General features: G+C 64.3%; 28 protein-coding genes. 11 read left to right on the top strand and 17 right to left on the bottom strand.

Annotated features, from left to right (window positions below; genetic code table 11):
• The first annotated feature begins 3 nt into the window (after nt 1-3).
• The gene (locus tag FLM21_RS13125) at nt 4-723 is read left to right on the top strand and encodes an LOG family protein (protein WP_148716000.1); all 720 of its coding nucleotides are present in this window, start codon (nt 4-6) and stop codon (nt 721-723) included.
• A 3-nt stretch (nt 724-726) separates the two neighbouring features.
• On the opposite strand, the gene FLM21_RS13120 is transcribed toward FLM21_RS13125, so the two are convergent.
• The 8 genes from FLM21_RS13120 to rnhA form a co-directional block, all read right to left on the bottom strand.
• Nucleotides 727-1308, bottom strand: coding sequence for an isochorismatase family protein (locus tag FLM21_RS13120; RefSeq protein WP_148715999.1), 582 nt, complete (start codon nt 1306-1308; stop codon nt 727-729).
• 13 nt (nt 1309-1321) lie between these two features.
• Nucleotides 1322-2098 (bottom strand): hypothetical protein, encoded by a 777-nt coding sequence (locus tag FLM21_RS13115; RefSeq protein ID WP_148715998.1) that lies wholly within the window; start codon nt 2096-2098, stop codon nt 1322-1324.
• A 93-nt stretch (nt 2099-2191) separates the two neighbouring features.
• Nucleotides 2192-3406 carry a serine/threonine transporter SstT gene (gene sstT / locus FLM21_RS13110; protein WP_148715997.1) on the bottom strand — a complete coding sequence of 405 codons (1215 nt, stop codon included), beginning with the start codon at nt 3404-3406 and terminating at the stop codon, nt 2192-2194.
• A gap of 123 nt (nt 3407-3529) precedes the next feature.
• On the bottom strand, nt 3530-3829 hold the full coding sequence (locus FLM21_RS13105) for a hypothetical protein (RefSeq protein WP_148715996.1): 300 nt from the start codon (nt 3827-3829) through the stop codon (nt 3530-3532).
• A complete protein-coding gene (ispF, locus tag FLM21_RS13100; protein WP_148715995.1) occupies nt 3826-4332 on the bottom strand; it encodes a 2-C-methyl-D-erythritol 2,4-cyclodiphosphate synthase in 507 nt (168 codons plus the stop codon). Before ispF ends, FLM21_RS13105 begins: the two co-directional genes overlap by 4 nt.
• Nucleotides 4333-4346: 14 nt before the next feature.
• Nucleotides 4347-5045: a 2-C-methyl-D-erythritol 4-phosphate cytidylyltransferase gene (gene ispD, locus FLM21_RS13095; RefSeq protein ID WP_148715994.1), complete on the bottom strand. Its 699-nt coding sequence runs from the start codon at nt 5043-5045 to the stop codon at nt 4347-4349.
• Entirely contained in the window at nt 5042-5785 is a 744-nt protein-coding gene (dnaQ, locus tag FLM21_RS13090) for a DNA polymerase III subunit epsilon (protein WP_148715993.1), read from the bottom strand. The genes ispD and dnaQ overlap by 4 nt, the downstream gene beginning before the upstream one ends.
• Nucleotides 5786-5924: 139 nt before the next feature.
• Nucleotides 5925-6377, bottom strand: coding sequence for a ribonuclease HI (gene rnhA, locus FLM21_RS13085; RefSeq protein ID WP_148715992.1), 453 nt, complete (start codon nt 6375-6377; stop codon nt 5925-5927).
• 170 nt (nt 6378-6547) lie between these two features.
• Here rnhA and FLM21_RS13080 point away from each other — a divergent pair, with 170 nt between their 5' ends.
• Together FLM21_RS13080 and FLM21_RS13075 are read left to right on the top strand one after the other, a co-directional pair.
• Entirely contained in the window at nt 6548-6991 is a 444-nt protein-coding gene (locus FLM21_RS13080; RefSeq protein WP_187359896.1) for a host attachment protein, read from the top strand.
• A gap of 34 nt (nt 6992-7025) precedes the next feature.
• The gene (locus FLM21_RS13075) at nt 7026-7331 is read left to right on the top strand and encodes a hypothetical protein (protein ID WP_187359895.1); all 306 of its coding nucleotides are present in this window, start codon (nt 7026-7028) and stop codon (nt 7329-7331) included.
• On the opposite strand, the gene FLM21_RS13070 is transcribed toward FLM21_RS13075, so the two are convergent.
• Both FLM21_RS13070 and FLM21_RS13065 read right to left on the bottom strand, forming a co-directional pair.
• Nucleotides 7324-7797, bottom strand: coding sequence for a GNAT family N-acetyltransferase (locus FLM21_RS13070; RefSeq protein WP_148715989.1), 474 nt, complete (start codon nt 7795-7797; stop codon nt 7324-7326). The two genes, FLM21_RS13075 and FLM21_RS13070, sit on opposite strands and share 8 nt — an antisense overlap.
• Complete coding sequence (locus FLM21_RS13065; protein WP_148715988.1) at nt 7785-8549, bottom strand: class I SAM-dependent methyltransferase; 765 nt, start codon at nt 8547-8549, stop codon at nt 7785-7787. The genes FLM21_RS13070 and FLM21_RS13065 overlap by 13 nt, the downstream gene beginning before the upstream one ends.
• Here FLM21_RS13065 and gloB point away from each other — a divergent pair.
• From gloB to FLM21_RS13045, 4 genes are all read left to right on the top strand, one after another.
• Nucleotides 8548-9291 carry a hydroxyacylglutathione hydrolase gene (gene gloB, locus FLM21_RS13060; protein ID WP_148715987.1) on the top strand — a complete coding sequence of 248 codons (744 nt, stop codon included), beginning with the start codon at nt 8548-8550 and terminating at the stop codon, nt 9289-9291. The genes FLM21_RS13065 and gloB overlap by 2 nt on opposite strands.
• Nucleotides 9292-9383: 92 nt before the next feature.
• A complete protein-coding gene (locus tag FLM21_RS13055) occupies nt 9384-10937 on the top strand; it encodes a lytic transglycosylase (RefSeq protein ID WP_148715986.1) in 1554 nt (517 codons plus the stop codon).
• A gap of 123 nt (nt 10938-11060) precedes the next feature.
• Nucleotides 11061-11699, top strand: a complete 639-nt coding sequence (locus FLM21_RS13050; RefSeq protein WP_187359894.1) for a GAD-like domain-containing protein — start codon at nt 11061-11063, stop codon at nt 11697-11699.
• The gene (locus FLM21_RS13045) at nt 11696-12535 is read left to right on the top strand and encodes a hypothetical protein (protein WP_148715984.1); all 840 of its coding nucleotides are present in this window, start codon (nt 11696-11698) and stop codon (nt 12533-12535) included. Before FLM21_RS13050 ends, FLM21_RS13045 begins: the two co-directional genes overlap by 4 nt.
• On the opposite strand, the gene FLM21_RS13040 is transcribed toward FLM21_RS13045, so the two are convergent.
• Genes FLM21_RS13040 through FLM21_RS13030 form a run of 3 tightly spaced genes read right to left on the bottom strand, consistent with a single transcriptional unit; the run spans nt 12522 to nt 14465 of the window.
• Nucleotides 12522-13289 carry a UDP-2,3-diacylglucosamine diphosphatase gene (locus FLM21_RS13040; RefSeq protein ID WP_148715983.1) on the bottom strand — a complete coding sequence of 256 codons (768 nt, stop codon included), beginning with the start codon at nt 13287-13289 and terminating at the stop codon, nt 12522-12524. The genes FLM21_RS13045 and FLM21_RS13040 overlap by 14 nt on opposite strands.
• A gap of 60 nt (nt 13290-13349) precedes the next feature.
• Entirely contained in the window at nt 13350-13850 is a 501-nt protein-coding gene (locus FLM21_RS13035; RefSeq protein ID WP_148715982.1) for a peptidylprolyl isomerase, read from the bottom strand.
• Between the two features lie 18 nt (nt 13851-13868).
• A complete protein-coding gene (locus FLM21_RS13030) occupies nt 13869-14465 on the bottom strand; it encodes a peptidylprolyl isomerase (RefSeq protein WP_148715981.1) in 597 nt (198 codons plus the stop codon).
• An 83-nt stretch (nt 14466-14548) separates the two neighbouring features.
• Between FLM21_RS13030 and coq7 the strand changes: the two genes are divergently transcribed.
• The 3 genes from coq7 to FLM21_RS13015 all read left to right on the top strand — a co-directional run bounded on the left by coq7 (nt 14549) and on the right by FLM21_RS13015 (nt 16865).
• Nucleotides 14549-15187: a 2-polyprenyl-3-methyl-6-methoxy-1,4-benzoquinone monooxygenase gene (gene coq7, locus FLM21_RS13025; protein WP_148715980.1), complete on the top strand. Its 639-nt coding sequence runs from the start codon at nt 14549-14551 to the stop codon at nt 15185-15187.
• A gap of 136 nt (nt 15188-15323) precedes the next feature.
• Entirely contained in the window at nt 15324-16187 is an 864-nt protein-coding gene (locus tag FLM21_RS13020) for a formate/nitrite transporter family protein (protein WP_148715979.1), read from the top strand.
• Nucleotides 16188-16250: 63 nt separating this feature from the next.
• Nucleotides 16251-16865 (top strand): histidine phosphatase family protein, encoded by a 615-nt coding sequence (locus FLM21_RS13015; RefSeq protein WP_148715978.1) that lies wholly within the window; start codon nt 16251-16253, stop codon nt 16863-16865.
• Between the two features lie 16 nt (nt 16866-16881).
• On the opposite strand, the gene FLM21_RS13010 is transcribed toward FLM21_RS13015, so the two are convergent.
• On the bottom strand, nt 16882-18066 hold the full coding sequence (locus tag FLM21_RS13010; RefSeq protein WP_148715977.1) for an alkaline phosphatase family protein: 1185 nt from the start codon (nt 18064-18066) through the stop codon (nt 16882-16884).
• 187 nt (nt 18067-18253) lie between these two features.
• On the opposite strand from FLM21_RS13010, the gene FLM21_RS13005 reads away from it, so the two are divergent.
• Entirely contained in the window at nt 18254-18733 is a 480-nt protein-coding gene (locus FLM21_RS13005) for a DUF2314 domain-containing protein (protein ID WP_187359893.1), read from the top strand.
• Between the two features lie 82 nt (nt 18734-18815).
• On the opposite strand, the gene ettA is transcribed toward FLM21_RS13005, so the two are convergent.
• The 3 genes from ettA to FLM21_RS12990 all read right to left on the bottom strand — a co-directional run bounded on the left by ettA (nt 18816) and on the right by FLM21_RS12990 (nt 24732).
• The gene (ettA, locus tag FLM21_RS13000) at nt 18816-20483 is read right to left on the bottom strand and encodes an energy-dependent translational throttle protein EttA (protein ID WP_148715975.1); all 1668 of its coding nucleotides are present in this window, start codon (nt 20481-20483) and stop codon (nt 18816-18818) included.
• Nucleotides 20484-20563: 80 nt separating this feature from the next.
• Nucleotides 20564-22978 (bottom strand): two-component system response regulator, encoded by a 2415-nt coding sequence (locus FLM21_RS12995; protein ID WP_148715974.1) that lies wholly within the window; start codon nt 22976-22978, stop codon nt 20564-20566.
• Nucleotides 22975-24732 (bottom strand): sensor histidine kinase, encoded by a 1758-nt coding sequence (locus tag FLM21_RS12990; protein ID WP_148715973.1) that lies wholly within the window; start codon nt 24730-24732, stop codon nt 22975-22977. The genes FLM21_RS12995 and FLM21_RS12990 overlap by 4 nt, the downstream gene beginning before the upstream one ends.
• Nucleotides 24733-24768: the final 36 nt, after the last annotated feature.

The following is a 24768-nucleotide window of genomic DNA, read 5'->3' as shown; positions in this document are numbered from 1 at the left end:
ACCGTGATCAATCCCAAGAACAAACCCATAGGCGTGGTCGATGACGACGAAGCGCTGCGCATCGTGGCCGATGCGGTGCTCAAGCTATGGGATACGGTGGACGACCTGTCCCGCCTGCGGCCGGCACATACGCCGCACTACCATGTGACCATTTTCGGCTCCGCCCGCATCCAGGAAAACACGCCGGCTTATCAGTCGGTGAAATACCTGGCGGCCGAGCTTGCCGCCATGGGGTGCCGCATCGTCACCGGCGGTGGTCCGGGCCTGATGCAGGCGGCCAACGAAGGCGCAGCCCAGGCGGCGCCGGATAATCCCGATGCCTCGGTCGGCATCCGGGTCGATCTCGATTTCGAACAGCATGTGAACGATTTCGTCGGCCGTGCGTACGAGCACAAGACCTTCTTCTCCCGCCTGCACCACTTCGTGCAGCGCTCGAATGCCTTCATCGTCACCCCGGGCGGGATCGGCACGGCGCTGGAGCTGATGCTGGTGTGGCAGCTGTTGCAGGTACGCAAGCTCTACGACACACCGCTGATCCTGGTCGGCGAGATGTGGCACGAGATGGTCGACTGGGCGCGCCGCCATATGGTGGACAACGGCGCTGGCCTTGCGAGCCCGGTGGACATGCAGATCCCGGTGGTGGTCGATACCGTGGAAGACGCCGTACACCTGATCCGTGAGCACCATGGCCGCTGGCAGGCGGACGACAAGGCGCTGGGCTGAGGCCTAGCCGCTGCGAGGCGGGAGCAGGGCGATGATGGCCGCGCTGTCGTCCACTTCCGCCAGCCGTGGCAGGATGAGGTCGAGGCTGCGTTGCTCCGCCTCGGCATTCAGGTCAGTGACCGCGTCGCGCGCGATGGTCACGTGATAGCCGTGCTCCCAGGCGTTGCGCGCCGTCGTTTCCACGCCGATCGATGTCGAAATCCCGGCCAGCACCAGCTGGGTGATGCCGCGCCGTCTCAGCTGCAGGTCGAGGTCGGTGCCGTAGAACGCGCCCCATTGCTTTTTGGCAATGACCAGGTCGCCCTCGGCGCGCGGTAGCCGCGGATCGAGCTCACTGAAATCCGCCGCTTGCGCGCCCATGGGCGCTGCGCGATCGACGCGGCCGGGCGGCGCATCGCTGCCATCGGCGGCGTTGACGAGATGGACATAGATAACCGGCAGGCCGCCGGCATGGAAGGCATCGGCGAGCAGGGCCACACGCCGGACGATTTCGTCGCCGAGCACCTGCGTCGGCATGGCGAGGATGCCGCGTTGCAGGTCGATCACGACCAGGGCGCTGCGTGGATCGATACGGGTGACGGGCATGGTGGCTTCTGGTTCAGCGGGCTTCGTCGACCTTTACCCACACCGTATAGCTGCTGGCTCGGGTAGTGCTACCGCTCACGGTGCCGCTGCTGCTGGCCTGCCCGGACAGGGAGCTGTTCCCTACCGGTAGCCATTCCCCCAGTCGTCCGCGCACTTCGCTGTGTACGCTATTGCTGGCGATACTGCCGTCGCGTTCGAAGCGGCTGGTTTCCGGGTAGAGCGTGAGTACCACGTCGCCACCGATCAGCCGCGGCTGCGCCCAGAAGCCGGTGCCGGTTTCCTCCCAGCTGCCACCGCTCAGCGCGATCGCGTAGCCATCGCGGTAACCGAAGCCGATGCTCGGGTAGAAGCGGCTGCTGCCCAGGCGGATGAACGCCTGACCGCCGTCGAGCACCCGCACGCTTTGCGTGCCGCCGCTGCTGCTGTTGCTGCCACCGCCGAATAGCCGGATGCCGGCGCCAATGCCACGATTGGAGATCACCACACCATCGAGCGCCAGCGCGCTGCCGCTGCGACTCTGGCCCTGACGCTGCTCCACGGTAACCACCAGGTTGCGCTGGGCGGTATCGAGCTGGTCGACCAGTGCGAGCACCTGTTCATAGCTGGCGTTGTCCGGGCTGTTGACGATGAGCTGGTTGTTGAAGGCCTGGATCTTCACGGCGGGCAGCGAGTCGCGGATCACCGGGGCCACTTCGTTGGCGCTGCGGTGGCGCAGTTCCACCACGTCGACCCGATCGGCCAGCGCGGGCAATGACAGCAGCAGGGTCAGCAGGAAGGCAGTTAGGCGCATGGCGGGCTGTCCGGGAAGGCGGTTCTTGCAGCATACGCCGTGCCGTACCGCCTCGCGGCGGTACGGTTCACACTGGCTTGCCCTGATGGCCGGTCAGGCCGGTTGTCGCGCCCGGCAGGCCGCTGCGGTGAACAGCACGTCGGTGGAGCTGTTGAGCGCGGTCTCGGCCGAATCCTGCAGTACGCTGATGATGAAGCCGATGGCCACCACCTGCATGGCCACGTCGTTGCTGATGCCAAACAGGCTGCATGCCATGGGGATCAGCAGCAGCGAGCCACCGGCCACGCCCGAGGTGCCGCAGGCGGCGAGGCTGGCGACCACGCACAGCAGCAAGGCCGTCGGCAAATCCACCGGAATGCCCAGCGTGTGCGCCGCCGCCAGCGTCAGCACGCTGATGGTGACAGCGGCGCCGGCCATGTTGATGGTGGCGCCGAGCGGAATCGACACCGAGTAGGTGTTTTCATCGAGCCCCAGCCGTTCCGCCAGTTCCAGGTTCACCGGGATGTTGGCGGCAGAACTGCGGGTGAAGAACGCGGTCACGCCGCTTTCGCGCAGGCAGGTGAACACCAGCGGAAACGGATTGCGACGGGTAACGGCATAGACGATGACAGGGTTCACCACCAAGGCCACCACCAGCATGGCGCCGATCAGCACGGCGAGCAGGTGGCTATAGCCGGCAAGGGCGGAGAAACCGGTGCTCGCCACCGAATGCGCCACCAAGCCGAATACACCCATCGGCGCAAAGCGGATCACCAAGTGGACAATGCGGCCGAGCGCGTCGGCGCTATCGGCCAACAGGGAGCGGGTGCTGTCCGATGCATGGTGCAGCGCCAGGCCCAGCGCCACCGCCCACGCCAGGATGCCCATGTAGTTGCCGGTGGACAGCGCATGTACCGGATTGTCGAACACCTGGAACAGCAGGACGCGCAGCACTTCCAGAATCCCGCCCGGCGCGCCCTGATTGGTGGCGGGGGCGATCAGGTGCAGCGTGGAGGGGAACAAAAAGCTCGCCGCCACGCCGACGATGGCGGCGGCGAAGGTGCCGATCAGGTAGAGCAGCAGCACGCCCCGCATGTGCGTTGTGGTGTTGCGCTGCTTGTTGGCAATGGAAGCGGCCACCAGCACGAACACCAGGAGCGGCGCCACCGCTTTCAGCGCGGAGACGAACAGCTCCCCCAACAAGCCGACTGCCTGCCCGCCGGCGGGCAAGGCAAGGGCGAACAGGACGCCGACGATCATGCCGACCAGGATCTGCAGCACGATGTTGCCGGCAAGCAGGCGTTGGATGAGATCGTTGAGAAATTTCATGGGCAGCGCTCGCAAAAGATGCATTCACCCTGCATTGTCCGTTGCGCCCTGTTGCTTGTCTGTGCGCGACTTCGGTACTTGTGGTGCTGCACAGTTTTGGCGATTGACCAGGATCAATCTATGTCAAAAAGCAGCGCTACCCACTATGGCAACAATCATTCCCGAGCCAAGACGTTGTTGTTCGAAGAAAGTGAATCTGGTTCCAGGGCTGAATGCGGTTTGAGCTTCGTCGACTAGAAACCGCAACCGCACTTCTGTCTCTTGCCCCGGAATCAAATTGCCTGAGCCTGTAGGGATCACCGCAGCTGAAAATGCAACATCTTCCAACTCCACGATGAAACCATAGGAAGCTACAGGTGACGCGGGCGGAAGCGCACTTGAGGGGTAATTCAGTACAACTTGAGCTATGGCTTCGAAAGTCATGCTGGTGTTGTATTGGCTTGAGCCGGCAGCAACAGTGCCACCGCCTGCGCCTCGACCGATTCCGATGCACCCACTGGACCCAGTTTCTCGTAGGTCTTGGCCTTCACGTTCACCTGTTCTGGCGCAACGCCAAGGTCGGCGGCGATGTTGGCAACCATGGCCGGGATGTGCGGCGCCATCTTGGGCCGCTGGATCAGGATGCTGGCGTCGATGTTGCCGACTGTCCAACCGGTTTCGCGGACCCGGCGCACCGCCTCGCGCAACAGTACCCGGCTATCGGCGCCTCGGAAGGCTTCGGCGGTATCGGGGAAGTGGCGGCCGATGTCGCCAAGCCCGGCAGCGCCGAGCACGGCATCGGTGATCGCATGCAGCAGCGCATCGGCATCCGAATGACCGAGCAGGCCGAGTTCGAACTCGATCTCGACGCCGCCCAGGATCAGTTTGCGATCGGGCACTAGCCGGTGCACGTCCCAGCCCTGGCCTACACGAAAGGGGAGAGTCATCGTCTTATCCTTCATCAATCGGCGAGCGCGTCACCCGCTTGCAGGATCAGTGCGGCCAACGCCAGATCCTGCGGATAGGTGACCTTGAGGTTCCACGGGCTGCCGCGCACCAGTCGCGGAGCGAGGCCCAGTTTCTCCATTGCGCTTGCCTCGTCGGTGATATCCGGGCCCATGCCGGTTTCCAGCGCGCCAGCCAGATCAGCCAGGCGGAACATCTGTGGCGTCTGCGCTTGCCACAGCCCGTCGCGCGGATGCGTGTGCGCAATGGTCTGGCTCGGTGCAGCGAACTTCAGCGTATCGGCGACCGGTACGGCAAGGATGCCGCCGACGGCATCGTGCTGCAGCGCCTCGATCATGCCCGAGACCTGCGCGGGTGCCAGGCATGGCCGGGCTGCATCATGCACCAGCACCCAGGTATCTGCCGGAACCTGCGTCGACAGTGCCTGCAACCCGTTCAACACCGATTCCGCACGGCTGGCCCCACCAACCCGCAGCACTTGCAGCGTGGGGAAGGCGGACCAGTCGTAGCCATCCCACCATTCGTCCTCCGGCGAGAGCACGACGATGATGCGCGACAGGGCCGGCACCCGCGCCAGTGCCGCCAGCGTGTGCCAGATCAGCGGCTTGCCCAGAAGATCCAGATACTGCTTGGGCGTGGCAGAGCCCATGCGGCTACCGCTGCCGGCGGCGGGAAGCAGCGCGATGGGGTTCATGCCTGCGCTGATTCCACGGCCTTGGGCTCGTATTGCCGCCACAGGCATTCACCCTTAACTGCCTTGTCCAGCTCGGCCAAGTAGACCTCATGGGCCGCGAGTTCCTCGGCGCTCGGTGTGGCGATGATCAGCGGCTTGCGCAGCGCGCGGCGCGACAGGTCGGCGGCGCTGGCGCCGTTGCCGGCGGCATCGGCATGGAAATCGATCAGCAGGCTGTCCTGGCCTCGCGTCATCGCGAGGTAGACCTCGGACAGCAGCTCGCAGTCGATCAACGCGCCGTGCAATACCCGGTTGCTACGGTCGATCTCGAAGCGATCGCACAGGGCATCCAGGCTGTTGCGCTTGCCGGGAAACATGTCCTTGGCTTCGCGCAATGTGTCGATGATGTTGCTGACGTAATCGGTGATCTTGCCACGGCCCAGCCGCTCCAGCTCCATGTTGAGGTAGCCGACGTCGAAGGGCGCGTTGTGGATGATCAGCTCGGCCCCGTGCACGAACGCGAGGAAGTCATCGACGATGTCGGCGAACTTGGGCTTGTCGGCGAGAAACTCGCTGGTCAGCCCGTGCACGTTGAGCGCGCCTTCCTCGGAATCACGACCCGGATTGATATAGCGGTGCAGGTGGCGCTCGGGTGCAGACAGCTTGCGGTCGATCATTTCGACCGCGGCGATTTCGAGGATGCGGTTGCCGTCTTCGACCCTAAGGCCGGTGGTTTCGGTATCGAGAATGATCTGGCGCATGGCAGGAGAGGCAAAGGCAAAGCCGCGATTATCGGCCGAGCCGGCGAGGCTGGCAAAGTGCCCGCGCATCGCCGGCGCCATGGCAGGCGTGCCGCAGTACCGGAGCGAGCCCCGGCAGAGGCAGCAGGCGGGCTCGGGCTCAGCGCCCCAGTGCCAGGTCGACCCCGCGATTGGCCAGTTGATCGGCGCGCTCGTTGAATTCATGACCGGCGTGGCCCTTCACCCAGCGCCAGGTGACCTGATGCTTGACCACCTCGGTGTCTAGCCGTTGCCACAGGTCGGCATTCTTCACCGGCTTCTTGTCGGCCGTCTTCCAGCCGTTGCGCTTCCAGTTGTGGATCCAGGTTTCGATGCCGTTCTTCACATATTGCGAATCGGTGAACAGCGTCAGCGCGCAGGGACGCTTGAGCGCGGCCAGTGCTTCGATCACCGCCAGCAATTCCATGCGGTTGTTGGTGGTATCGCGCTCGCCACCGAACAGTTCCTTCTCCTGCAGCGTATCGCCACTGCGGTAGCGCATCAGCGCACCCCAGCCGCCGGGGCCGGGATTGCCCTTGCAGGCGCCGTCGGTATAGATCTCGAGTGTAGCCATGGTGTTCCTGGAGGCGGCCGGCTGGTGGCCGGGCGCGAATTCGGGGGCTGAGTATATCTACTTGGCAGAGGCTGTGTGTTGCGGTGGCCGCGGAACCCGACCGCCGAATGGCCCGAACTCAGGGTGGGCGGAGTGGTCGCACCTGTTCCACAGTGCAACAGGAGCGTGCCATGCCGGTGACCTGGATTCTGGCTGCGGACTCGAGCCGAGCCCATATCTTCGAGATCGATGCGCAACATCATGCAACGGAAGTCGAGCACTTTTCCCACGAGGCGACACAGTTGCAGAACCGCGAACTCAATACCGATGCCTACGGCCGCTATGCGGGCGGCGGGCAGGGCAAGCGTGGTCATACCACGCAGCCTGCAGTGGAAGCGACGGAGCATGAGGCGCAGCGTTTTTCCAAGGAGCTCGGGCTGTATCTGGAAAGGGCGCGGCAGGAACATCGCTTCGACCGGCTCAAGGTGGTGGCGCCACCAAAGTTCCTTGGCCTGATGCGCCAGCAGCTCAGCAAATCGGCGCAGGCGTTGATCGACGAGGAGCTGCCACGCGATGTCTCCAAGCTCGATGCGCACGCGATCGAGCAGTATTTCGAGACGCACGTGTTGCATTGAGCGTGCCGGGGCGAGGCGGCGTATGCTGCTTGCCTTGCCCCAACGCACCGAGACCATCATGAAACGCGGCCTGATCCTGTTCCTGCTCAGCGCGCCAGCGTGGTCCGCGCCATTCTGCCCGTGGAAGATTCCCGGCGAGACCAAGACTGAGCGCTATATCAACCTGACGGTGGTGCAGTACATCGAGATTGGTGACGAATCGGTACGCATCGCCTTTGGCGGCGGCAATCTCGGCAGCGGTCACGACGTGGTAATGCCGGTGAAGAACCGGGAAGAAGGCCGGGCGGTGGTGAGCGCACTGGAAGCTGCAGCCAAACGCTGCGACGCGTCCGTCAAGTAAACCGGCGCGTCATCCGGTAATTATGCAGCTGCACGCCGAGGCGCTTCACCGCCTGCCGTGCTTGCGGCACGAAGCCGTGGCGGATGAAGAAGGGCCGCGCGGTTTCGCTGACGTCTGCCCAGAGTTGGTCGACAGCGAGCTTGCTCCCACGTTCGAGCACCACATGCATGAGGTCGCGGCCGACGCCTTGTCCGGCAAAATCGGGCGCAACGAAGAACAAATCGACGTATCCGTCGTCACGCAGGCTGGCGAAGCCGGCAACCCGGCCGCTGATTTCTGCGATCCAGGTGGTCAGCCCGGCAAAGCGCGCTGCCCAAGCGGCCGCATCGTAGTGTTCAGGCGCCCAGGCTCGGCATTGCTCGGCGCTGTAATCACGACTGGCGAGCTGATGGACCGAAGCGTGAAACACGGCGCGCAAAGCTGGCGCATCCGCCGGCTGGAAGGTGCGCAACGTCAGGGTTTGCATTTGTCTTTGGCGGCCTGCAGCTTCATCTTTTCCACCGCAGAGGCGGCGGTGGCCTTGGCCGGAGACACCCGGCGCCATTGCGGCTCGATGATGCGGGTGCCGACCACCCGCTTGACCACGTCGATGCAATACACCCCGCCGGCCGCGGGCCACCAGCGATCGCCGGCGGTTTCCAGGAAGCGGGTGCGTTCCAGCCAGCGATGGCGCTGCACGGGCGGGCGGTAGCAGACGAATTCGCTCTGGCGCATTTCCAGGCCCAGTAGCGAGAGCCAGTCCTTGAGTCGGGGCAGGGCGACGAAGTGGCCATCCCACGGCTGTTCGCTGCCGCGCCGCAGCTTCTTCAAGCCCCACAGGCTCCAGGGGTTGAAGCCGGTGATCAGCAGCCGGCCTTCCGGCACCAGTACCCGCTCCACCTCGCGCAGCACCTGGTGCGGATCGGCGCAGAAATCGAGGACGTGGGGCAGGGCGATGAGATCGAGGCTCTGGTTGGCGAAAGGCAGTGCTTCCGGGCTGCAGTACAGCGTGCAGCCATGCGCTACGCCGCCGCAGGCACGCCAAGGCATGCGGTTGGTCCGCAGGCAGTCGATCTCCGGCAGTTCCAGCTGCACGGCCTTGTAGCCGAAGATGTCGGTGGCGGTACGCGCGTACCAGGCCGCCTCCTCCGCCGCCAAGTAACTGCCTAGCGGCGTGGCGAGCCAGTCGGCAAAATGCCGAAACGGGGTGGCGCTGTTGTTGCCCTCAGAGGATGTCATGCTGCAACTCGAAGCCTTGCCGATACTGGAAGACAATTATATCTGGGTTTTGCACGATGACCGGCAGGCGCTGGCAGTCGATCCCGGCCGCGGCGAGCCATTGTTGCGCTGGCTGGCCGAGCGCCGGTTGACGCTGTGTGCGGTGCTGGTCACGCATCACCACTGGGACCACGTCGAGGGCCTGCCGGTTCTCGCAGCTGCTGCGCCTGGATTGCCGATCTTCGGCCCGGCCCGGGTGCCACAGGTGAATCGGCCCTTGTCCGGTGGCGAAACCGTGGACGCGCTCGGGCTTCATTTCGCGGTATTGTCGGTGCCCGGCCACACGCTCGACCATCTCGCCTATCACGCCGCGCCGTGGCTGTTTTGTGGCGACACTTTGTTCGGCGCCGGTTGCGGCCGGCTATTCGAAGGTTCGCCCGCGCAGATGCACGGCTCGCTCGGCCGGCTCGCTGCCTTGCCGGACGACACCCTGGTCTGCTGCACCCATGAATACACGCTGACCAACCTGCGCTTTGCCCGTGAAGTTGAACCCGACAATGCCGCGCTGCAGGCGCGCTGGGCACGCGACAGCGCGCGACGCGTGCGGGATGAGCCGACATTGCCTGGCCGCATCGACGAGGAACGCGCCACCAATCCCTTCCTGCGCGCAGGCGAGCCGGCGCTGCAGCGGGCGACCGGTACGCCGGGCGATATGCTGGCGACGTTTACTGCGCTGCGTGAACGCCGCAACGGCTTTCGCTAGCCGGGTCCGGGCAGCGGTCGGCTTGCGTTGACACGCTGCAACATGGGCGGCACCATCGCAGCCTTGTTCCCGCCATCTCGCGTACGCGCACCATGAAATTCCGCCTGATCGCCGCGTGCCTGCTGTTTCCCGTCCTCGCTTTCGCCAACGATCCCGTCGCACTGTCCGAGACCGATCTCGTCACCGAGCCGGCCGATCCCATGGTGACCGAATACCTGTTCGGCGATGCCAACCGCGCGCAATACCCCAGCCTGTGGGACCGCATCCGCGCCGGCTTTGCCATGAACGAGCTCGATAGTCCGCTGGTCGAGAAATGGGAAAACTACTATGCCAGCCGGCCCGACTACCTGAACCGTATCGTCGAGCGCGGCTCGCGCTACCTCTATTACGTCGCCACCGAAGTGGAAAAACGCGGCATGCCGATGGAGATCGCGCTGCTGCCCATGATCGAGTCGGCGTACAACCCCAAGGCCGTGTCGGTGGTGGGCGCCGGCGGCATGTGGCAGTTCATGCCCGCCACCGGCAAGCACTATGGCCTGGAGCGCACCTGGTGGTACGACGGCCGTCGTGACGTGATCGCCGCGACCAGCGCCGCACTCGATTACCTGCAGGTGCTGTACGGCATGTTCGGCGACTGGGAGCTGGTGCTGGCCTCGTACAACTGGGGTGAGGGTGCCGTGGGCCGCGCGCTGGAGAAGAACCGCGCCGCGGGCCTGCCGCTCACCTACTCGGACCTGCGCAAGCCGGTCGAGACCGAAAACTACGTGCCCAAGCTCTTGGCGGTGCGCAATATCATCGCCGATCCCGACGCCTTCGGCGTGCACCTGTCGGCGCTGAACAACGATCCGTACTTTGTCGGCATCACTACCGGCCGGCACATGGATGTGCAGATCGCCGCGGAGCTCGCAGAGATTCCGGTCGACGAGCTGCTCAAGCTCAATCCCGGCTTCATCCGCCCGGTAATCGCCCACAAGGACGAGCGCAAGCTGGTGCTGCCGGCAGAAAAACTGGACGTATTCCAGAGCAACCTCGCCAGCTACGACAAGCCACTGCTGAACTGGCAACCCTATGTGACCCAGTCCGGCGAGACCTTCGGCGAGCTGGCCGAGCGCCATGGCATCGCCTTGTCCGAACTGCTGGAAATCAACGATCTGACCGGGGGCGACCGCGTGGCGCGCGGCCAGACCATTCTGGTGCCGCTGACACCGGGCATGGACCTGCGTGAGCGCACGGCACTTGCTGCGCTCAAGGTGAACAAGGAAGCCGATCCGGTCGATACCGGCGAGCAGGACGCGCCCAAGCCGGTGCCGAAGAAGACCGACCGCTATCGCGTGAAGCGCGGCGACACGCTCTACAGCGTGGCGCAGCGCTTTGACATGACGGTGGATGAGCTGAAGGCACTCAACCGCATCCGCAACAACCAGATCCGCGCCGGCCAGCAGCTCAAGGTGTCGGGCGATGCCAAGGTGGCGCAGAAGGAAGGCAAGCGCAGCAGCCGCAAGCAGCCGCGCACCTACACCGCCAAGCGCGGCGATACGCTGTCCGACATCGCCCGCCGCTATGACGTGGCGCTGGCCGATCTGAAGCGATGGAATCCCAAGCCGCTGCGGCCAGGGATGAAAGTGGTGATCGATCCGGCCGATTGACGCGGATGCGAACCGGAAAGCCCGCCTGACGGCGGGCTTTTTGTTGGCGACTCCGGCGCGGCGCGTTCTGGCAGGCGCGGACTCGGCATGTTAAAAACCGGGCTTTGCGCTGCGGAGTGTTCCATGTCTTCCTGGTGGTCACGGCTGTTACGGCGCCCGGCGGCTGCGCCCGGCACCGAGGCGCTGTCCTTGCAGCCCTTTCTCGAGTGCCATGCGCCGACGGACGTTCGCCCTGCCTCGACCGAGCTGGTGGCGCGTTATCGCGGCCTGCTGCCCGAACCGCTGCTCACGCTCTGGCAGCGAGTGGGGCTGGGGCGCTATGGCAATGGCCTGATCACGCTGGTGAATCCCGATGACTACAAGCACCCGCTGTATGGCTGGCTGATGTACGACGAGGAGAATCCATCGCGGCTGCCGATTGCGGTGACCGCATTTGGTTTACTGATCTATTACCGGCGCCTGGACGAGGATGCCGCAGACGTCGCCTACATCGATCCGAACCTGAGAGAGGCGGGCGTACTGGCCTGGTCGCTCGAGGCCGCGTTCAACGATGTGCTATGCAGCACTGAGACGCAGGCGGAGCTACTCGACGCCGAATTGTTTGCCGCTGCATTCGCCCGGCTCGGGCCCTTGAAAACGGGCCAAAGCTACTGCTTCGTTCCGGCGCTTGCCCTCGGTGGTGCCAAGGTGCCGGAGCTGCTCGAGATCGGCGATGCGGCAGTCCAGCTTGATCTGCTGCTGCAGCTGGCCAACGCCGAATGAACGCCGCGCTGCAACGCGGATTCCGTGCATGGGGCATGGCCGGCCGGACGGCGCTGGTCTGCCTTGGCAAGGGGCTGATCGACGCCTGTTCGCCGGGCCTGATCTGGCGCTCGGCCTGCTGGAGCGTGCTGCTTGCCGGCCTTTGCCTGTGGGCCTACATCCACTTCAGCAAGGCACTGGCGCTGGCTTCGTTGAGTGCGGCAATACTATGGATCGGTGGCCTGCTGCTGGGCGGCAGCTTGACGCTGTGGGGCGCACCAGCTACCAGTTCCGGTAGCGTGGTGGCGATGGGGCAGATGGGCGCCGGGTTGCTGCAGACGGCACAACTGGCCGCATTGACGGCCCTCGCTGCCGGGGCGCTGTTCGTGCTCGGCTACCTGATCGCCGTGCTGCTCAGCGTACGCCTGGTGGCGGTACCGCTGTTGCTGCGCCGCGCGATGACGAGGCTACCGATCACGCCGTTCGAGCATCCGTTGACGCAGCCGACAAAGCCCCGCTACTGGGTATGGCTGGGCGCCGTATTGATCGGACTGTGCATCCCCGTGGTTGCCGGCCTGCTGGTGTGGGCCGCTCTTTGCTACACGAACGTCTGCAGCCTGTACGCAGCCGTGCGCAGACATATGCAGCGGGACGGACTGGTCTTGCCTGCACCCAATGCTCACCAGCGCCGGGTATTGCTATGCCTTGGGCTGCTGTTCCCGCTATTGCTGTTGGTGCCTTTGCTCAACCTGCTGTTGCCGGCGTGGCTGTGTACGTCGGTGCTGCAGGCGGCACGCCGGGCTCCTGAACCGGCGGCGCTTTCGGGCATTCAACCTTTCGATATCAACCGGCAGTGAACTCTTTTGCCGCGGTCGATATCGGCCAGCGCTGTCCATCCAACTTCAGCAACGTCAGCTCCCGTTCGTTCACGCGCAAATAGCCGCCAACACCGGCATGCCAGTCTGGCAGCACCCAGCGGGTGCCGCTGGCCACGGTGTGCTTGGTGGGCCGGTGGGTGTGGCCGTGGATCAGTGTGTCGCACTGGTTATCCCGCATCAGTTGTACGACCGCATCCGGGTTCACGTCCATGATGTAGGCCGCCTTGCTGCGGTTCATGCTGCTCGACTGATCGCGGATCTGCGCGGCCTTGCGGTTGCGCCAGCGATAGGGCAGCCGCAGCCACAACCATTGGGTGAGCGGGTGGCGCACGATGCGGCGAAAGCGCTGGTAGCCTGCATCGTCGGTGCAGAGTGCGTCACCGTGCGCCAGCAGCAGGCGCTGGCCGGCTGTAGTGACTACCGACGGGTCGGCGAGCACAGTCAGCCCTGCCTCGCGGGCAAAGCGATCGCCGCAGAGAAAATCGCGGTTGCCCGCCATGAAGTACACCGCCACGCCATGGTCGGCGAGTGCCTTGAGCTGGCGGGCCACGTTGGCGTAGAACGGTTCGTCCAGCTGATCATCACCGACCCAGACCTCGAACAGGTCGCCCAGGATGTAGAGTGCATCTGCTTCGCGCGCGGTATCCGCAAGGAACCGTGCGAAGGCCTGGGCCGTGGCCGGGTCGGCTGGCGACAGATGCAGATCGGAGATGAATAACGTGCGGCGAGGCATGGGGCGATGTTAAAGAAAAACGCGGCATGAAGCCGCGTTTTTAACTGCGTTGAAACGCAATCAGGCCAGCACTTCGGCCTTGACGATGGACACGTCCTCGTTCGGCACATCCTGGTGGAAGCCGCGGCTGCCGGTCTTCACGCCCTTGATCGCGTCGACCACGTCCTGGCCGCTGCTGACCTTGCCGAACACGCAGTAGCCGAAGCCTTGCGGGGTAGGCAGCTGGAAGTTCAGGAAGTCGTTGTTGGCCACGTTGATGAAGAACTGCGAGCTTGCCGAATGCGGATCGGGCGTGCGTGCCATGGCGATGGTGTAGGCATCGTTCTTCAGACCGTTGGCAGCTTCGTTCTCGATGGTGTCGCGGGTCGGCTTTTGCTTGAGGCCGGGCTCGAAACCGCCGCCCTGGATCATGAAGCCATTGATCACGCGGTGGAACACGGTACCGTCGTAGTGGCCGTCGTTCACATATTGCACGAAGTTGGCGACGGTCTTGGGCGCCTTGGCTTCATCGAGCTCCAGCACGATCTCGCCGAGGCTGGTGGTGAGCTTGACTTGGGTCATGGGTGGTTCTTCCTCTGGTTACTTGCTCTTGCTGTCTTTCTTCGGGGCCTTGGCCGTTTCCTTGGCGGGCAGTTCGCGCGCGCTCTGGATCACGATCTCGTCGGCCGGCGCATCGCCCGGCATCACCTGTACCTGGCCGATCTTGTCGACCACGTCCATGCCGGCGATGACCTTGCCGAATACGGTATAGCCCCAGCCGTCGAATGACGGCCAGTTCAGCGAATCATTGTTCTTCAGGTTCACGTAGAACTGGCTGGTGGCCGAATGCGGATCGTTGGTGCGGGCCATCGCCACAGTACCGCGATCATTCTTGAGGCCAGCCTCGACGGTAGCCTTGGCTTCGTTCTTCACTGGCGGGCGGGTGGCCTTCTGATTGCCCTTGGTATCGAAGCCGCCGCCCTGGATCACGAAATCACGCACCACGCGGTGGAACACGGTGCCATCGTAGTGCTTGTCCTTTACGTACTGCAGGAAGTTGGCCACGGTGGCCGGCGCTTTCTCGGGGTACAGCTCCAGCACGATCTTGCCCTTGTTGGTGACGAGTTCGACCTGCGGGTCGGCAGCCAGGGCGGTACCAGCAACGAAGAGCAGAGCGGCGCAAAGCAGCGATTTCATCGACGTGTGACTCGGTGTGGGGAAATGGCGGGTATCATAGCACGCACCCCCGCCGGAATCCGCGTTCCGCCAGAGATCCATCCATGCTGAAACTGCCTTCGATCGACACCCTGATCACCGAATTCGACCTTGCCTTGCGCACGCTGGCCGCCAGCGCCAGCAGTGCCCGGCCGCATCCCGATGCACACATCATCGATGAGGCAGCGCTCTCCGCTGGCGACAAGGCACATGCCGCCGGCCTGATGCGCGTGAATCATTGCGGCGAGGTGTGTGCACAGGCGTTGTATCAGGGGCAATCGCTCACCGCGCGTGATCCGGCCACCCGCGAGGCGCTGCGCGAAGCCGCGCACGAGGAGGTGGAGCACCTCGCCTGGACCGAGCGCCGCATCCGCGAGCTTGGCGGTCACGTCAGCGTGCTCAATCCGCTGTGTTATGCCGGCAGCCTGGCGATCGGCGTAACGGCCGGGCTGATCGGCGACAAGTGGAACCTGGGTTTTCTGGCGGAAACCGAGCGTCAGGTCGGTGCCCACCTGCAGGGCCATCTGCAGGAGTTGCCGGCGCAGGATACCAAGAGCCGCGCCATCGTCAGCCAGATGCACACCGATGAAACCGAACACGCCGAGCTCGCAGTGGAGCTGGGCGCGGCCGAGCTGCCGTTGCCGGTGAAATCGCTGATGCAGGCCACCTCCAAAGTGATGACCTCGCTGGCTTACCGGCTGTGATCGCTGTGCGCTAGCAGGCCGCGTTTGATCTGGATCAGCAAAGCACCGCATTTCACGGCGCTTTGTTCATTTGCCACATCCCGGGCGTGAAGGGCGGCGGTATAACGATGGCATTGCAATAGCCCGGTTTATCGCCATGTCTGATTCCGCTTCCAACCTGCGCTCTCCTGCCGAAATCGTCGACTACGTAGCGCATGGCGCTGTCGACAAGGCGGCATTGCCGCTGCCACGACTCGGGCTGATGGCGGTACTGGGCGGCATCTACATCGCGCTGGGTGGCCTGTTGGCGCTGGTGGTGGCCGGCGGGATGACCGGGTTGGCAAGCAGCGATCCCGGCCTTGTCAAACTGGTGTTCGGCGCGGTATTCCCGCTGGGCTTCATCGCTGTAGTGCTTACCGGCGTCGATCTCTTTACCTCCAACTGCGCCACGCAGACGGTGGCTGCCTGGCGCCGCGAGATCGGTGGGGCGGACATGGCGCGGGTGCTGGGCGTGTCGTACGCCGGCAATTTCGTCGGTGCCCTGCTCGCCGCGCTGTGCTTCGGCTGGCTGACCGGCATTCTGGTGCCGGGCGAGCCCTGGACCGCTTATCTGCTGAAGCTGGCGCAGGGCAAGCTGTCGCACCCGTTCTGGATGACCTTCATGAAGGGCGTACTCGCCAACCTGCTGGTGTGCCTCGCCGCCTGGCAAGGCTACAGCGCACGTGACACGCTGGGCCGCATGGTGGCGATCTGGCTGCCGGTGATGGCCTTTGTCGCGCTGGGGCTGGAGCACAGCATCGCCAACATGTTCTTCATCCCCGCCGCAATGCTGGCCGGGCTCGACGTGAGCTGGGGCCAGTTCATCTGGGCCAACCTGGTTCCCGCAACGCTGGGCAACCTCGTTGGCGGCGCAGTGGTATTTGGTCTGGCCTATGCAGTGCTCTATCCGGCCAAGCAGCCAGCGGGCAATGCACGTACCGCGTCGGCGCCGATGGCCGATCCGGCAAGCGCGGTACAGTAAGCTGCGTTGGCGCGGCAAGGGCCGACCATTACACTGTCGTCTTTTCCCGATCCAGTTCGACCGATGCACCGTACCCTATACCTGCTGCGCCATGGCCAGACCGAATACAACCGCGATCGCCGGCTGCAAGGCCAGTGCGATTCCCCACTGACCGAGCTGGGTATTGCCCAGGCTCGCGCCATGGGCGCCACGCTGCGTCGGGAATTGGGCGGCGCTGGCGGTTGGCAGGTGTGGGCCAGCCCGCTGGGCCGGGCCATGCAGACGGCCAGGCTGGTGAGCGAGCAACTGGGCTTGGCGCCCGACGCCGTTCGCGCCGAGCCACGGCTGATGGAAGTGGGCTTCGGTGAATGGGAAACCTTGCACGTGCCCACATTGCACTCCGAGCAGCCAGAGCTTGCAGTGCGGCCGGACTGGCACTTTGCGTCGCCCGGCGGCGAACCTTATACCGATGTCGCCGCCCGGGTGATGGATTTTCTCGACGACGCTGAACGGCCCGAGCGCCTGATCGTGATTGCGCACGGCATGCTCGGCCGTGTGTTACGCGGCGTCTACCTCGGTATTGAACCGGCGGCGATGTGGCAGCAGGACATGCCGCAGGATGCCGTGTTCCACCTGCACGGCGGGCAAGTTGGCCGGATTGCCTGCGTGGCTGACGAGCCGACCAGCATCAGCGTCTGATTCCGTTGCGGCGCTGCTAGCGTGGCCGCAGCACGATCAGCGGAATCCGTATTTCCTCCGCCGTCACCCCTGCATGCACGCCCGCCAGCTGCAGCCGCCGCTCTCCGGGCAGCGTATCGCGCAGGTTCCAGCCTGGCTTGGCAATCAGGGTCACGTCGCCGCAGCGGCGTGCCAGCTCCGGGTGCGGCGAGCCGGGGCCGAACACACCGGCTTCGAGCAACCGGCAGCTCTCGACGGGCCAGCAGGCGTGGCCGACGTGGGCCTGCGCCAGCGCCATGAATCGTTCGATGCTGCCCGGTTGCAGGTGGCAATAGGCAAGCCGAGTTTCACCGGACAATGGCCGGATCAGCAGTTCTGCCAGCGGCGCGATGCGGTCGATGTCGATCCATTGCTCGGCTGGTGCGTGCACGAAGCCGTGATCGGCGGTGATGACGATGGCGGCATCGTGCCGGCTGGCGTGCTCTGCCAATCGCACAAGGTGCGCTTCCAGTTCGGCGAACAGCGCTGCGGCTTCGACGGATGTGGGGCCGCGCTCGTGCATCAGCGTATCGAGTTGCGGCAGGTAGAGGTATTGGAAGGTCGGCTCAGCCTGCGCCAGCCGCGCGGTCAACTGGGCGAAGGCATCGTCGAAATCGCGGTAGGGCAGGCGCGCGGCTTGGCCACCATGATGGCCGCTGCACGGCGAATCGCAGATGAAATCCGGCATCAGCAAGGTGGCTGACCGGTCAAGACGATCGAACAGCGGCGGTGCTGCATAGAGCGATGCAGCCAAGGCTTCGGGCATGCTGGGCGATGCGGCAGGGTGGCGCACGTAGAGTGGCAACGGCGCAATGATTTCCTCGCCATGAAGCTGGTGCCAGCCGATCAAACCATGCTCGGCCGGCGAGCGCCCGGTCAGGATCGTGGTCACGGCCGCCGCCGTGGTGGGCGGAAACACGCTGTCGATCACCGTGCGTGGTGCGGCGTGCAGCCAGCCGCCAGCGCCCAGCCGATCAAGTTGCGCCTCGCCCAGCCCATCGATCAGGATCATCGCCACGTGGCGACGTCGGCCTATGCCGTCTAGCAGTGGATGGCTCAGTGGCGCATGCCCGAGTGCGGGGCCGGTGAGTTCGCGGCTCAGCGTGCTCATCAGGTTGAGCAGGCTGTTGCCGGCGTAATCAGGCCAATAAGCGGTAGGCAGGTTCAGACTCGATAAGTGCATTCTGCAGCTGATTGGTTATTGGTACATTCCATGAGCAAGCATGCTGGCCTGTGCGACAACTGGCAACCGGCATTTCTGTTGAAATATTGCAGGAGATGAGAGATGGCGAGCGATCTGGTTCCTTTGTTTATCCCGCCATTGAGCGCGGTCTTGCTAAGAGCCGAAGATGAAAAAGGGGCCCCGCTGGATGAAGAAGAAGTGCTTGGAATCAGAGACAGTTCGGCTGTCATCATGGTTAAAAGTGGAGCCTGGTGCCCGGTTTTCCTATGTCACAACCGAAGACGATGATTTTCAGGAAACGATCGTTGCTGCCCGAAGTACGCTGGACTACTTCCGTGCTTTAATCGCAGAAAGAGCCGATGACGATGCTTTTCCACTTGTGAGGGTCTTGTTGTCGGAGCCGCAGTTCCAAGCCTATATGTGGCTTCTGGTGATCTCCGACGAAGCTTCTGGTTTTACCGGCGAGATATTCGAATTGCCGAACGATTTCGAACATCACGTCGTGGGGCAGCAGCTCAGCATTCCGGATGCGACTATTCAGGACTGGATGATCAACGACAAAGGCACGCTTTATGGCGGCTATTCGCTGAGATACAGCAGATCCAAGTTGAATGCCAACGAAATTGCGGCATTCGACGAACACGTTGGCGTGGAACGATATGCTTGATTATCGAATTGCTGGATCTTGCTTTTGTTGAGAAAAAAATAAACCGGCCGAAAGGCCGGTTTATTTTCGAAGACAGATACGCTCAGCGCGTAACCGGCTTGTAGCGGATGCGCTTGGGCTTGGCGCCTTCCTCACCCAGGCGCTTCTTCTTGTCGGCTTCGTATTCCTGATAGTTGCCGTCGAAGAAGGTCCACTGGCTATCGCCTTCGGCGGCGATGATGTGGGTGGCGATACGGTCGAGGAACCAGCGATCGTGCGAGATCACGAATACGGTGCCGGCGAATTCCAGCAGCGCGTCTTCCAGCGCCCGCAGCGTTTCCACGTCCAGATCGTTGGAAGGCTCATCCAGCAGCAGTACGTTGCCGCCCTTGAGTAGGGTCTTGGCCAGATGCAGCCGGCCACGCTCGCCGCCGGAGAGCATGCCGACCTTCTTCTGCTGATCCCCACCCTTGAAGTTGAAACGGCCAAGGTAGGCGCGGCTGCTCATCTCGAATTTGCCGACGTTGATGATGTCATGCCCGCCCGAGACATCGTCGAACACGGTCTTGTCGCCTTCCAGCCCTTCGCGGCTCTGCTCGACGAAGGCCATCTGCACGGTGGTGCCGATCTCGACTTCGCCGCAGTCCGGCTGCTCCTTGCCAGCAATCATCTTGAACAGCGTCGATTTACCGGCGCCGTTGGGGCCGATGATGCCGACGATGGCGCCGGCGGGCGCGGCGAAACTGAAGTTGTCCATCAACAGGCGATCGCCGAAGCTCTTCGAAACGCCCTTGAACTCGATCACCTTGTCGCCGAGGCGCTCGGCCACCGGGATGAAGATTTCCTGCGTCTCGTTGCGCTTCTGGTGCTCGAAGCTGGAGAGTTCCTCGAAGCGGGCAATCCGTGCCTTGGATTTGGCCTGGCGCGCCTTGGGGTTCTGGCGCACCCATTCCAGCTCCTTGTTCAGCGCCTTCTGCCGGGCCGATTCCTGCGATTCCTCCTGCTTGAGGCGCGCTTCCTTCTGCTCCAGCCAGCTCGAGTAGTTGCCCTTCCAGGGGATGCCGTGGCCGCGATCCAGTTCCAGGATCCACTCGGCGGCGTTGTCGAGGAAGTAGCGATCGTGGGTGACGGCGACCACGGTGCCGGGGAAGCGCACCAGAAATTCCTCCAGCCATTCGACCGATTCGGCATCCAGGTGGTTGGTCGGCTCGTCCAGCAGCAGCATGTCGGGCTTGGAGAGCAGCAGCTTGCATAGCGCCACGCGGCGCTTCTCGCCGCCGGAGAGGTTGCCGACCAGTGCATCCCACGGCGGCAGGCGCAGCGCGTCGGCGGCGAGTTCCAGCTGCAGCTCGGTGTTGTCGCCTGCGCCCGCGGAAATGATGGCTTCCAGCCGCGCCTGCTCTTCGGCCAGCGCGTCGAAATCGGCGTCTTCCAGCGCGTATTCGGCGTAGACCTCTTCCAGCCGTTTCTGCGCGGCCATCACTTCGCCCATGCCGCTTTCCACTTCCTCGCGCACGGTCGCTTCGTTGTTGAGCTTGGGTTCCTGTTCCAGATAGCCGATCTTGACCCCGGCAAGGTGCTGCACCTCGCCGTCGAATTCCTTGTCGGCGCCGGCCATGATGCGCAGCACCGTGGATTTACCGGCGCCGTTCAGGCCCAGCAGGCCGATCTTGGCGCCGGGGAAGAAGGACAGCGAAATATCCTTGATGATCTGGCGTTTGGGCGGAACGATTTTGCTCACGCGGAGCATGGACATCACGTACTGGGCCATGGGTATGGAGCCTGCGGGGTTGCAACGATGGGCGAGAGTGTAGAGCGAGTGCGCCGTTTCGGCGAGCCTGCCGCTGTTGTTCAGCCCGCCGTCTGGCCGTTGCCGCTACGCTCCAGCAAGGGTTGCAGCGCATCCGGCGGTTGCGGCTTGCTGAAGAGATAACCCTGGCCATCCTCCACCTGCAGCTGGCGCAGGAAGGCATGCTGCTCGACGGTCTCGATGCCTTCGGCAGTGAGCGCCAGACCCATGCTCTTGGCGAGCGCGACGATGGCATGGGTGATGGCCACATCGTTCTGGTCCTGCGGCAGGTCCATCACGAAGGATCGATCGATCTTGATCCGGTCCACCGGCAGGTGCTTGAGCAGCGACAGCGACGAGAAGCCGGTGCCGAAGTCGTCGATGGCGATGCTGAGGCCGAGTGCCTTCAGCCGCAGCAGCAAGTCCCGGCTGTGCTCGACCGAGAGAATGGCCGATTCGGTGATCTCCAGCTCCAGCGATGCGGGATCGATGCCGGTCTCTTCGATGGTGCGGGCGACCAGATCGACGAAGGTATCGGACATCAACTGGCGCACCGCCACATTCACCGCCATGCGTAGCGGCGGCAGGCCGGCGTCGCGCCAGGCTTGGGCCTGCTCGCAGGCCGTCCGCAGCACCCAGGCACCGATGCGCTCGATCAAGCCGCTGTCCTCGGCCACCGGGATGAAGCGTGCCGGTGGCACCAGTCCGAGTTCCGGATGCTGCCAGCGCACCAGCGCTTCCACGCCGATCAGGTGGCCATGGTCGAGCGCGATCACCGGTTGGTAATGCAGCAGCAGCTCCTGCCGTGTCAGCGCCTGCAGCAGCCCTTGTTCCATCACCATGCGCTCGCGCGCATGCTCGGCCATGTCCGGCGAATAGAAGGCGTAACGGTTGCGGCCGCGCGCCTTGGCCTCGTACATGGCGCTGTCCGCTGCAGCGAGCAACGATGCGGTGGTGGTGCCGTTCTCCGGATAGATGGCAATGCCCAGGCTGGCAGAGACACTGAGCCGTTGCCGTTCCAGCTCGATCGGCTCGCGGATGGTGTCGAGCAGTTTCTCGGCCAGCACCGCGCAATCCTCCAGCCGCGACAGCTCGGCGGCGATCACCACGAATTCGTCGCCGCCCATGCGGATGGCGATGTCGGTGCGGCGCAGCACCCGCTTGAGGCGGCGGGCCACCGTCTGCAGTAGTTGGTCGCCGACCGCGTGGCCCAGGGTGTCGTTGATGAGCTTGAAGCCATCCAGATCGATGAACAGCACTGCCAAGCGATGCCGGGCCAGGCTGGCGCGCTCGATCTCGATTTCCAGCCGGTCGTCGAGTTGGTGGCGGTTGCCGAGGCCGGTCAGCGCGTCGTGATAGGCCAGCTGGCTGATCTGCGCCTCGGCCTCGCGAATGGGGCTGATATCGGAAAAGCTCAGGATGTAGTTGCTTGGCAGCTTGTCGTCGTCGAGCACCACGCAGACGTGCTCCCACGCGGGAAAGCTGGTGCCGTCGGCGCGCCGACAGGCAATCTCGCCATGCCAGTAGCCGTCAGGGTTGGCCAGCAGGCGAGGGTAGAACTGGTCGCTGTGCCGGCGCAGATGCAGGAATTCGTCCGGGTCGGCGCCAAGCACGCTGTCGACGCTGTGCCCGGTCAGCTCGCTGAAGGCCGGGTTCACGCTGATCACCCGGCGCGCGGCGTCGGTGACGATGATGCACTGCGGCGTGCTCTGGAACACCACAGCTGCCTGACGCAGCCGTTCTTCGTTCAGACGCCGCTCGGTCACATCGCGTACCACGCCGATCACGCGCGGACCGCCGTCGTTGTGATGGAATTTGGCGTGCAGATCGAGCCACAGCGGCGTGCCGTCCGGGCGTTGTGCCTGCACCGTGGTATCGACGGCGTCGTCCTGCTCCAGTCGCCGCGCCAGCTCGCCGCGATCGGCCGGGTTGACCAGCGCGAGCAGGCCATCGTCGTGGAGGTGGTTGGGGGCGATGCCGAGGATGTGTTCGAGGTGGCCATAGCAGTGCAGCTCGTCGCGCTCGGGCCACCATTCCCACACGCCCAGCGTGGCCGCATCGACCGCGAGGCGCAGCCGGGCTTCGGCACGCTCGGTGCCGAGCTCGGCCTGGCGCCGGGCCAGCGCCATGCGGATGGTGGCCTCCAGTTCGCGCAGTTCGAACGGCTTGAGCAGGTAGCCATAGGGCTGGGTGGCCTCGGCACGCGCCAGCGTCTTTTCCTCGGCATAGGCGGTGAGGAACACCACCGGGATGCGGTAGCGATCGCAGATCTCCTGGGCTGCCTCGGTGCCATCCATGCCTTCGCCCAGGTTGATGTCCATCAGCACCAGATCGGGCCGCAGCTCACCGGCGAGCGCGATCGCATCCAAGCCACGCGCGCTGACGGCGACGACCTCGTAGCCGAGGTATTCCAGGTTGTGCTTGAGGTCGAGCGCCACGATGCGCTCGTCCTCGACGATCATCAGCCGCTGCTTCATGGCACAGGCTCCACGTCGGGCTCGAATTCGATCAGGAAGCGGGTGCCGCCATCCCGCGACACCGTCATGGTGCCGTCCAGTTGTTCGACCAGCAGGGGGATCAGCTGGAAGCCCAGCGTCAGGCTGCTGCCGGCCTCGATGCCTTCCGGCAGACCGATGCCATCGTCGTCCACCACCAGCTGGTGCCGGCCGCCGTCGATCTCGCCGTAGCGCACCGTGATCGTGCCCTCTTCACGGGTAGCGAACGCATGCTTGTAGGCATTCGAGACCAGTTCGTTGATCAGCAGGCCACAGGGGACGGCGCGTTGCAGATCGAGCCAGGCGTGCTCCACTTCCACGTTGAGCTGCAGCGACACCTGCACCGGGCCGCGGCCTTGCGTCTCCTGCAGCAGCCGGCACAGCCGGCCCAGATAGGCTGCGATGTCGACGTGGGAGAAATTGTTGCGCTCGTACAGCAGCTGGTGGATCAGGGCCATCGCCTTCACCCGGCCCTGGCTTTCCGCGAGTGCACGCTGTGCATCGGCACTGGCGTGGCGCGATTGCAGGTTGAGCAGGCTGGAGATCACCTGCAGGTTGTTCTTCACCCGGTGGTGCACTTCCTTGAGCAGCGCGGTCTTTTCGTCGAGTGCGCGCTGCAGCGTCTGCTGCTCGGCCTTGCGCTGCGTCACGTCATGGATGGTGGCGAGCACCCGCAATCCCTCGTTGCTGGGGATGGGGTTGAGGCCGATCTCCACCGGAAACTCGCTGCCATCCTTGCGCTGGGCGTAGAGCTCCCGGCGGCCTGCCATGTCGCGTACAGCGGGATCGCGCATGAAGCTGGCCATCAACGCCGGATGCCGCGCCTGGTAGCGCTCAGGGATCAGCAGCATGATGCTGCGGCCCAGCAGCTCGGCGCGCGAGTAGCCGAACATGCGCTCCAACCCCGCGTTCACCAACAGCATGGTGCCTTCCGGGTCCACCATCACCAGCCCCTCGGGGGCCGTTTCCACCACGTGGCGGAAACGCTCCTCAGATAGCCGCATTGCGGCTTCGCTTTCGCGGCGCCGGCTGATGTCGATGCCAGACGGGATCAGGTGGGTGATATGGCCGCCGGCATCGGCAAGTGGCGCCAGCATGAAGTCCACCTCCATCCGGCTGTCCGCAGCCATGCGCAAGGTCACATCGCGCCGCACGGTGCGCCCTTGCCGCGCCGCTGCGATATCGCTGCGCAGCAGCTGCTGCAGCAAGGGATCGTGATTCCACCAGTAGCAATCCCAGAACTTGCGACCGCGCACGTCGGCCAGCGATATGCCGGCCGCTTCCAGCGGGGCGCGGTTGGTTTCCAGTACGGTGCCATCGACATCGAGCACGCCGACAAAGGCAAACAGGCTGTCGAGCACGCTGCGCAACGGTACGCCGCCAGGCAAGGTTGGCAGGTCGAGCTGCGGCGTAAGGCAGAGCAGGGCCAGCTCGCGTTCATCATCCGCAGGCAACGGCCGTATCGTCAGCTGCCATGCCATGTCGGGAGCGCCGGGAAAGCTGCCACGGGGCAACAACGCGCCATTGGCTACTGCCGCGAGTGCGGGATGCAGCCCGTGAACCAACTGGTCCTGCAGTGCCGTAGGTGCTTGCCCCAATAGTTGCCCCAGGCGCGCGTTGGCGCAGATCACCCGGTGAGCGCTGTCGATCACGGCCAGCGCTTGTGGGCAATCGTCGCCCAGCGCGGCCAGCAGGTCCGGCACCGAGGCGGTGGGCAAAGTCGGCAAGGAGGACATGGGCTTCCCGAGGGTGAGGTATCTTCCTTTTTAGAT

Source organism: Chitinolyticbacter meiyuanensis, assembly GCF_008033135.1.
GTDB classification, from domain to species: Bacteria; Pseudomonadota; Gammaproteobacteria; order Burkholderiales; family Chitinibacteraceae; genus Chitinolyticbacter; species Chitinolyticbacter meiyuanensis.
This window is presented reverse-complemented; position numbering and strand designations above follow the sequence as displayed.

Excerpts from the sequence above, each read along its gene's own strand:
- FLM21_RS12995 (WP_148715974.1), bottom strand. The coding sequence starts at position 22,978 with ATGAAGCAGCGGCTGATGATCGTCGAGGACGAGCGCATCGTGGCGCTC.
- FLM21_RS13055 (WP_148715986.1), top strand. The coding sequence starts at position 9,384 with ATGAAATTCCGCCTGATCGCCGCGTGCCTGCTGTTTCCCGTCCTCGCT.
- sstT (WP_148715997.1), bottom strand. The coding sequence starts at position 3,406 with ATGAAATTTCTCAACGATCTCATCCAACGCCTGCTTGCCGGCAACATC.
- FLM21_RS13070 (WP_148715989.1), bottom strand. The coding sequence starts at position 7,797 with ATGCAAACCCTGACGTTGCGCACCTTCCAGCCGGCGGATGCGCCAGCT.
- FLM21_RS13045 (WP_148715984.1), top strand. The coding sequence starts at position 11,696 with ATGAACGCCGCGCTGCAACGCGGATTCCGTGCATGGGGCATGGCCGGC.
- FLM21_RS13120 (WP_148715999.1), bottom strand. The coding sequence starts at position 1,308 with ATGCCCGTCACCCGTATCGATCCACGCAGCGCCCTGGTCGTGATCGAC.
- dnaQ (WP_148715993.1), bottom strand. The coding sequence starts at position 5,785 with ATGCGCCAGATCATTCTCGATACCGAAACCACCGGCCTTAGGGTCGAA.
- FLM21_RS13005 (WP_187359893.1), top strand. The coding sequence starts at position 18,254 with ATGAAGAAGAAGTGCTTGGAATCAGAGACAGTTCGGCTGTCATCATGG.
- rnhA (WP_148715992.1), bottom strand. The coding sequence starts at position 6,377 with ATGGCTACACTCGAGATCTATACCGACGGCGCCTGCAAGGGCAATCCC.
- FLM21_RS13030 (WP_148715981.1), bottom strand. The coding sequence starts at position 14,465 with ATGAAATCGCTGCTTTGCGCCGCTCTGCTCTTCGTTGCTGGTACCGCC.
- FLM21_RS12990 (WP_148715973.1), bottom strand. The coding sequence starts at position 24,732 with ATGTCCTCCTTGCCGACTTTGCCCACCGCCTCGGTGCCGGACCTGCTG.
- FLM21_RS13040 (WP_148715983.1), bottom strand. The coding sequence starts at position 13,289 with ATGCCTCGCCGCACGTTATTCATCTCCGATCTGCATCTGTCGCCAGCC.
- FLM21_RS13035 (WP_148715982.1), bottom strand. The coding sequence starts at position 13,850 with ATGACCCAAGTCAAGCTCACCACCAGCCTCGGCGAGATCGTGCTGGAG.
- gloB (WP_148715987.1), top strand. The coding sequence starts at position 8,548 with ATGCTGCAACTCGAAGCCTTGCCGATACTGGAAGACAATTATATCTGG.
- FLM21_RS13020 (WP_148715979.1), top strand. The coding sequence starts at position 15,324 with ATGTCTGATTCCGCTTCCAACCTGCGCTCTCCTGCCGAAATCGTCGAC.
- FLM21_RS13015 (WP_148715978.1), top strand. The coding sequence starts at position 16,251 with ATGCACCGTACCCTATACCTGCTGCGCCATGGCCAGACCGAATACAAC.
- ispD (WP_148715994.1), bottom strand. The coding sequence starts at position 5,045 with ATGAACCCCATCGCGCTGCTTCCCGCCGCCGGCAGCGGTAGCCGCATG.
- FLM21_RS13105 (WP_148715996.1), bottom strand. The coding sequence starts at position 3,829 with ATGACTTTCGAAGCCATAGCTCAAGTTGTACTGAATTACCCCTCAAGT.
- FLM21_RS13080 (WP_187359896.1), top strand. The coding sequence starts at position 6,548 with ATGCCGGTGACCTGGATTCTGGCTGCGGACTCGAGCCGAGCCCATATC.
- FLM21_RS13050 (WP_187359894.1), top strand. The coding sequence starts at position 11,061 with ATGTCTTCCTGGTGGTCACGGCTGTTACGGCGCCCGGCGGCTGCGCCC.
- coq7 (WP_148715980.1), top strand. The coding sequence starts at position 14,549 with ATGCTGAAACTGCCTTCGATCGACACCCTGATCACCGAATTCGACCTT.
- ispF (WP_148715995.1), bottom strand. The coding sequence starts at position 4,332 with ATGACTCTCCCCTTTCGTGTAGGCCAGGGCTGGGACGTGCACCGGCTA.
- FLM21_RS13010 (WP_148715977.1), bottom strand. The coding sequence starts at position 18,066 with ATGCACTTATCGAGTCTGAACCTGCCTACCGCTTATTGGCCTGATTAC.
- FLM21_RS13115 (WP_148715998.1), bottom strand. The coding sequence starts at position 2,098 with ATGCGCCTAACTGCCTTCCTGCTGACCCTGCTGCTGTCATTGCCCGCG.
- ettA (WP_148715975.1), bottom strand. The coding sequence starts at position 20,483 with ATGGCCCAGTACGTGATGTCCATGCTCCGCGTGAGCAAAATCGTTCCG.
- FLM21_RS13065 (WP_148715988.1), bottom strand. The coding sequence starts at position 8,549 with ATGACATCCTCTGAGGGCAACAACAGCGCCACCCCGTTTCGGCATTTT.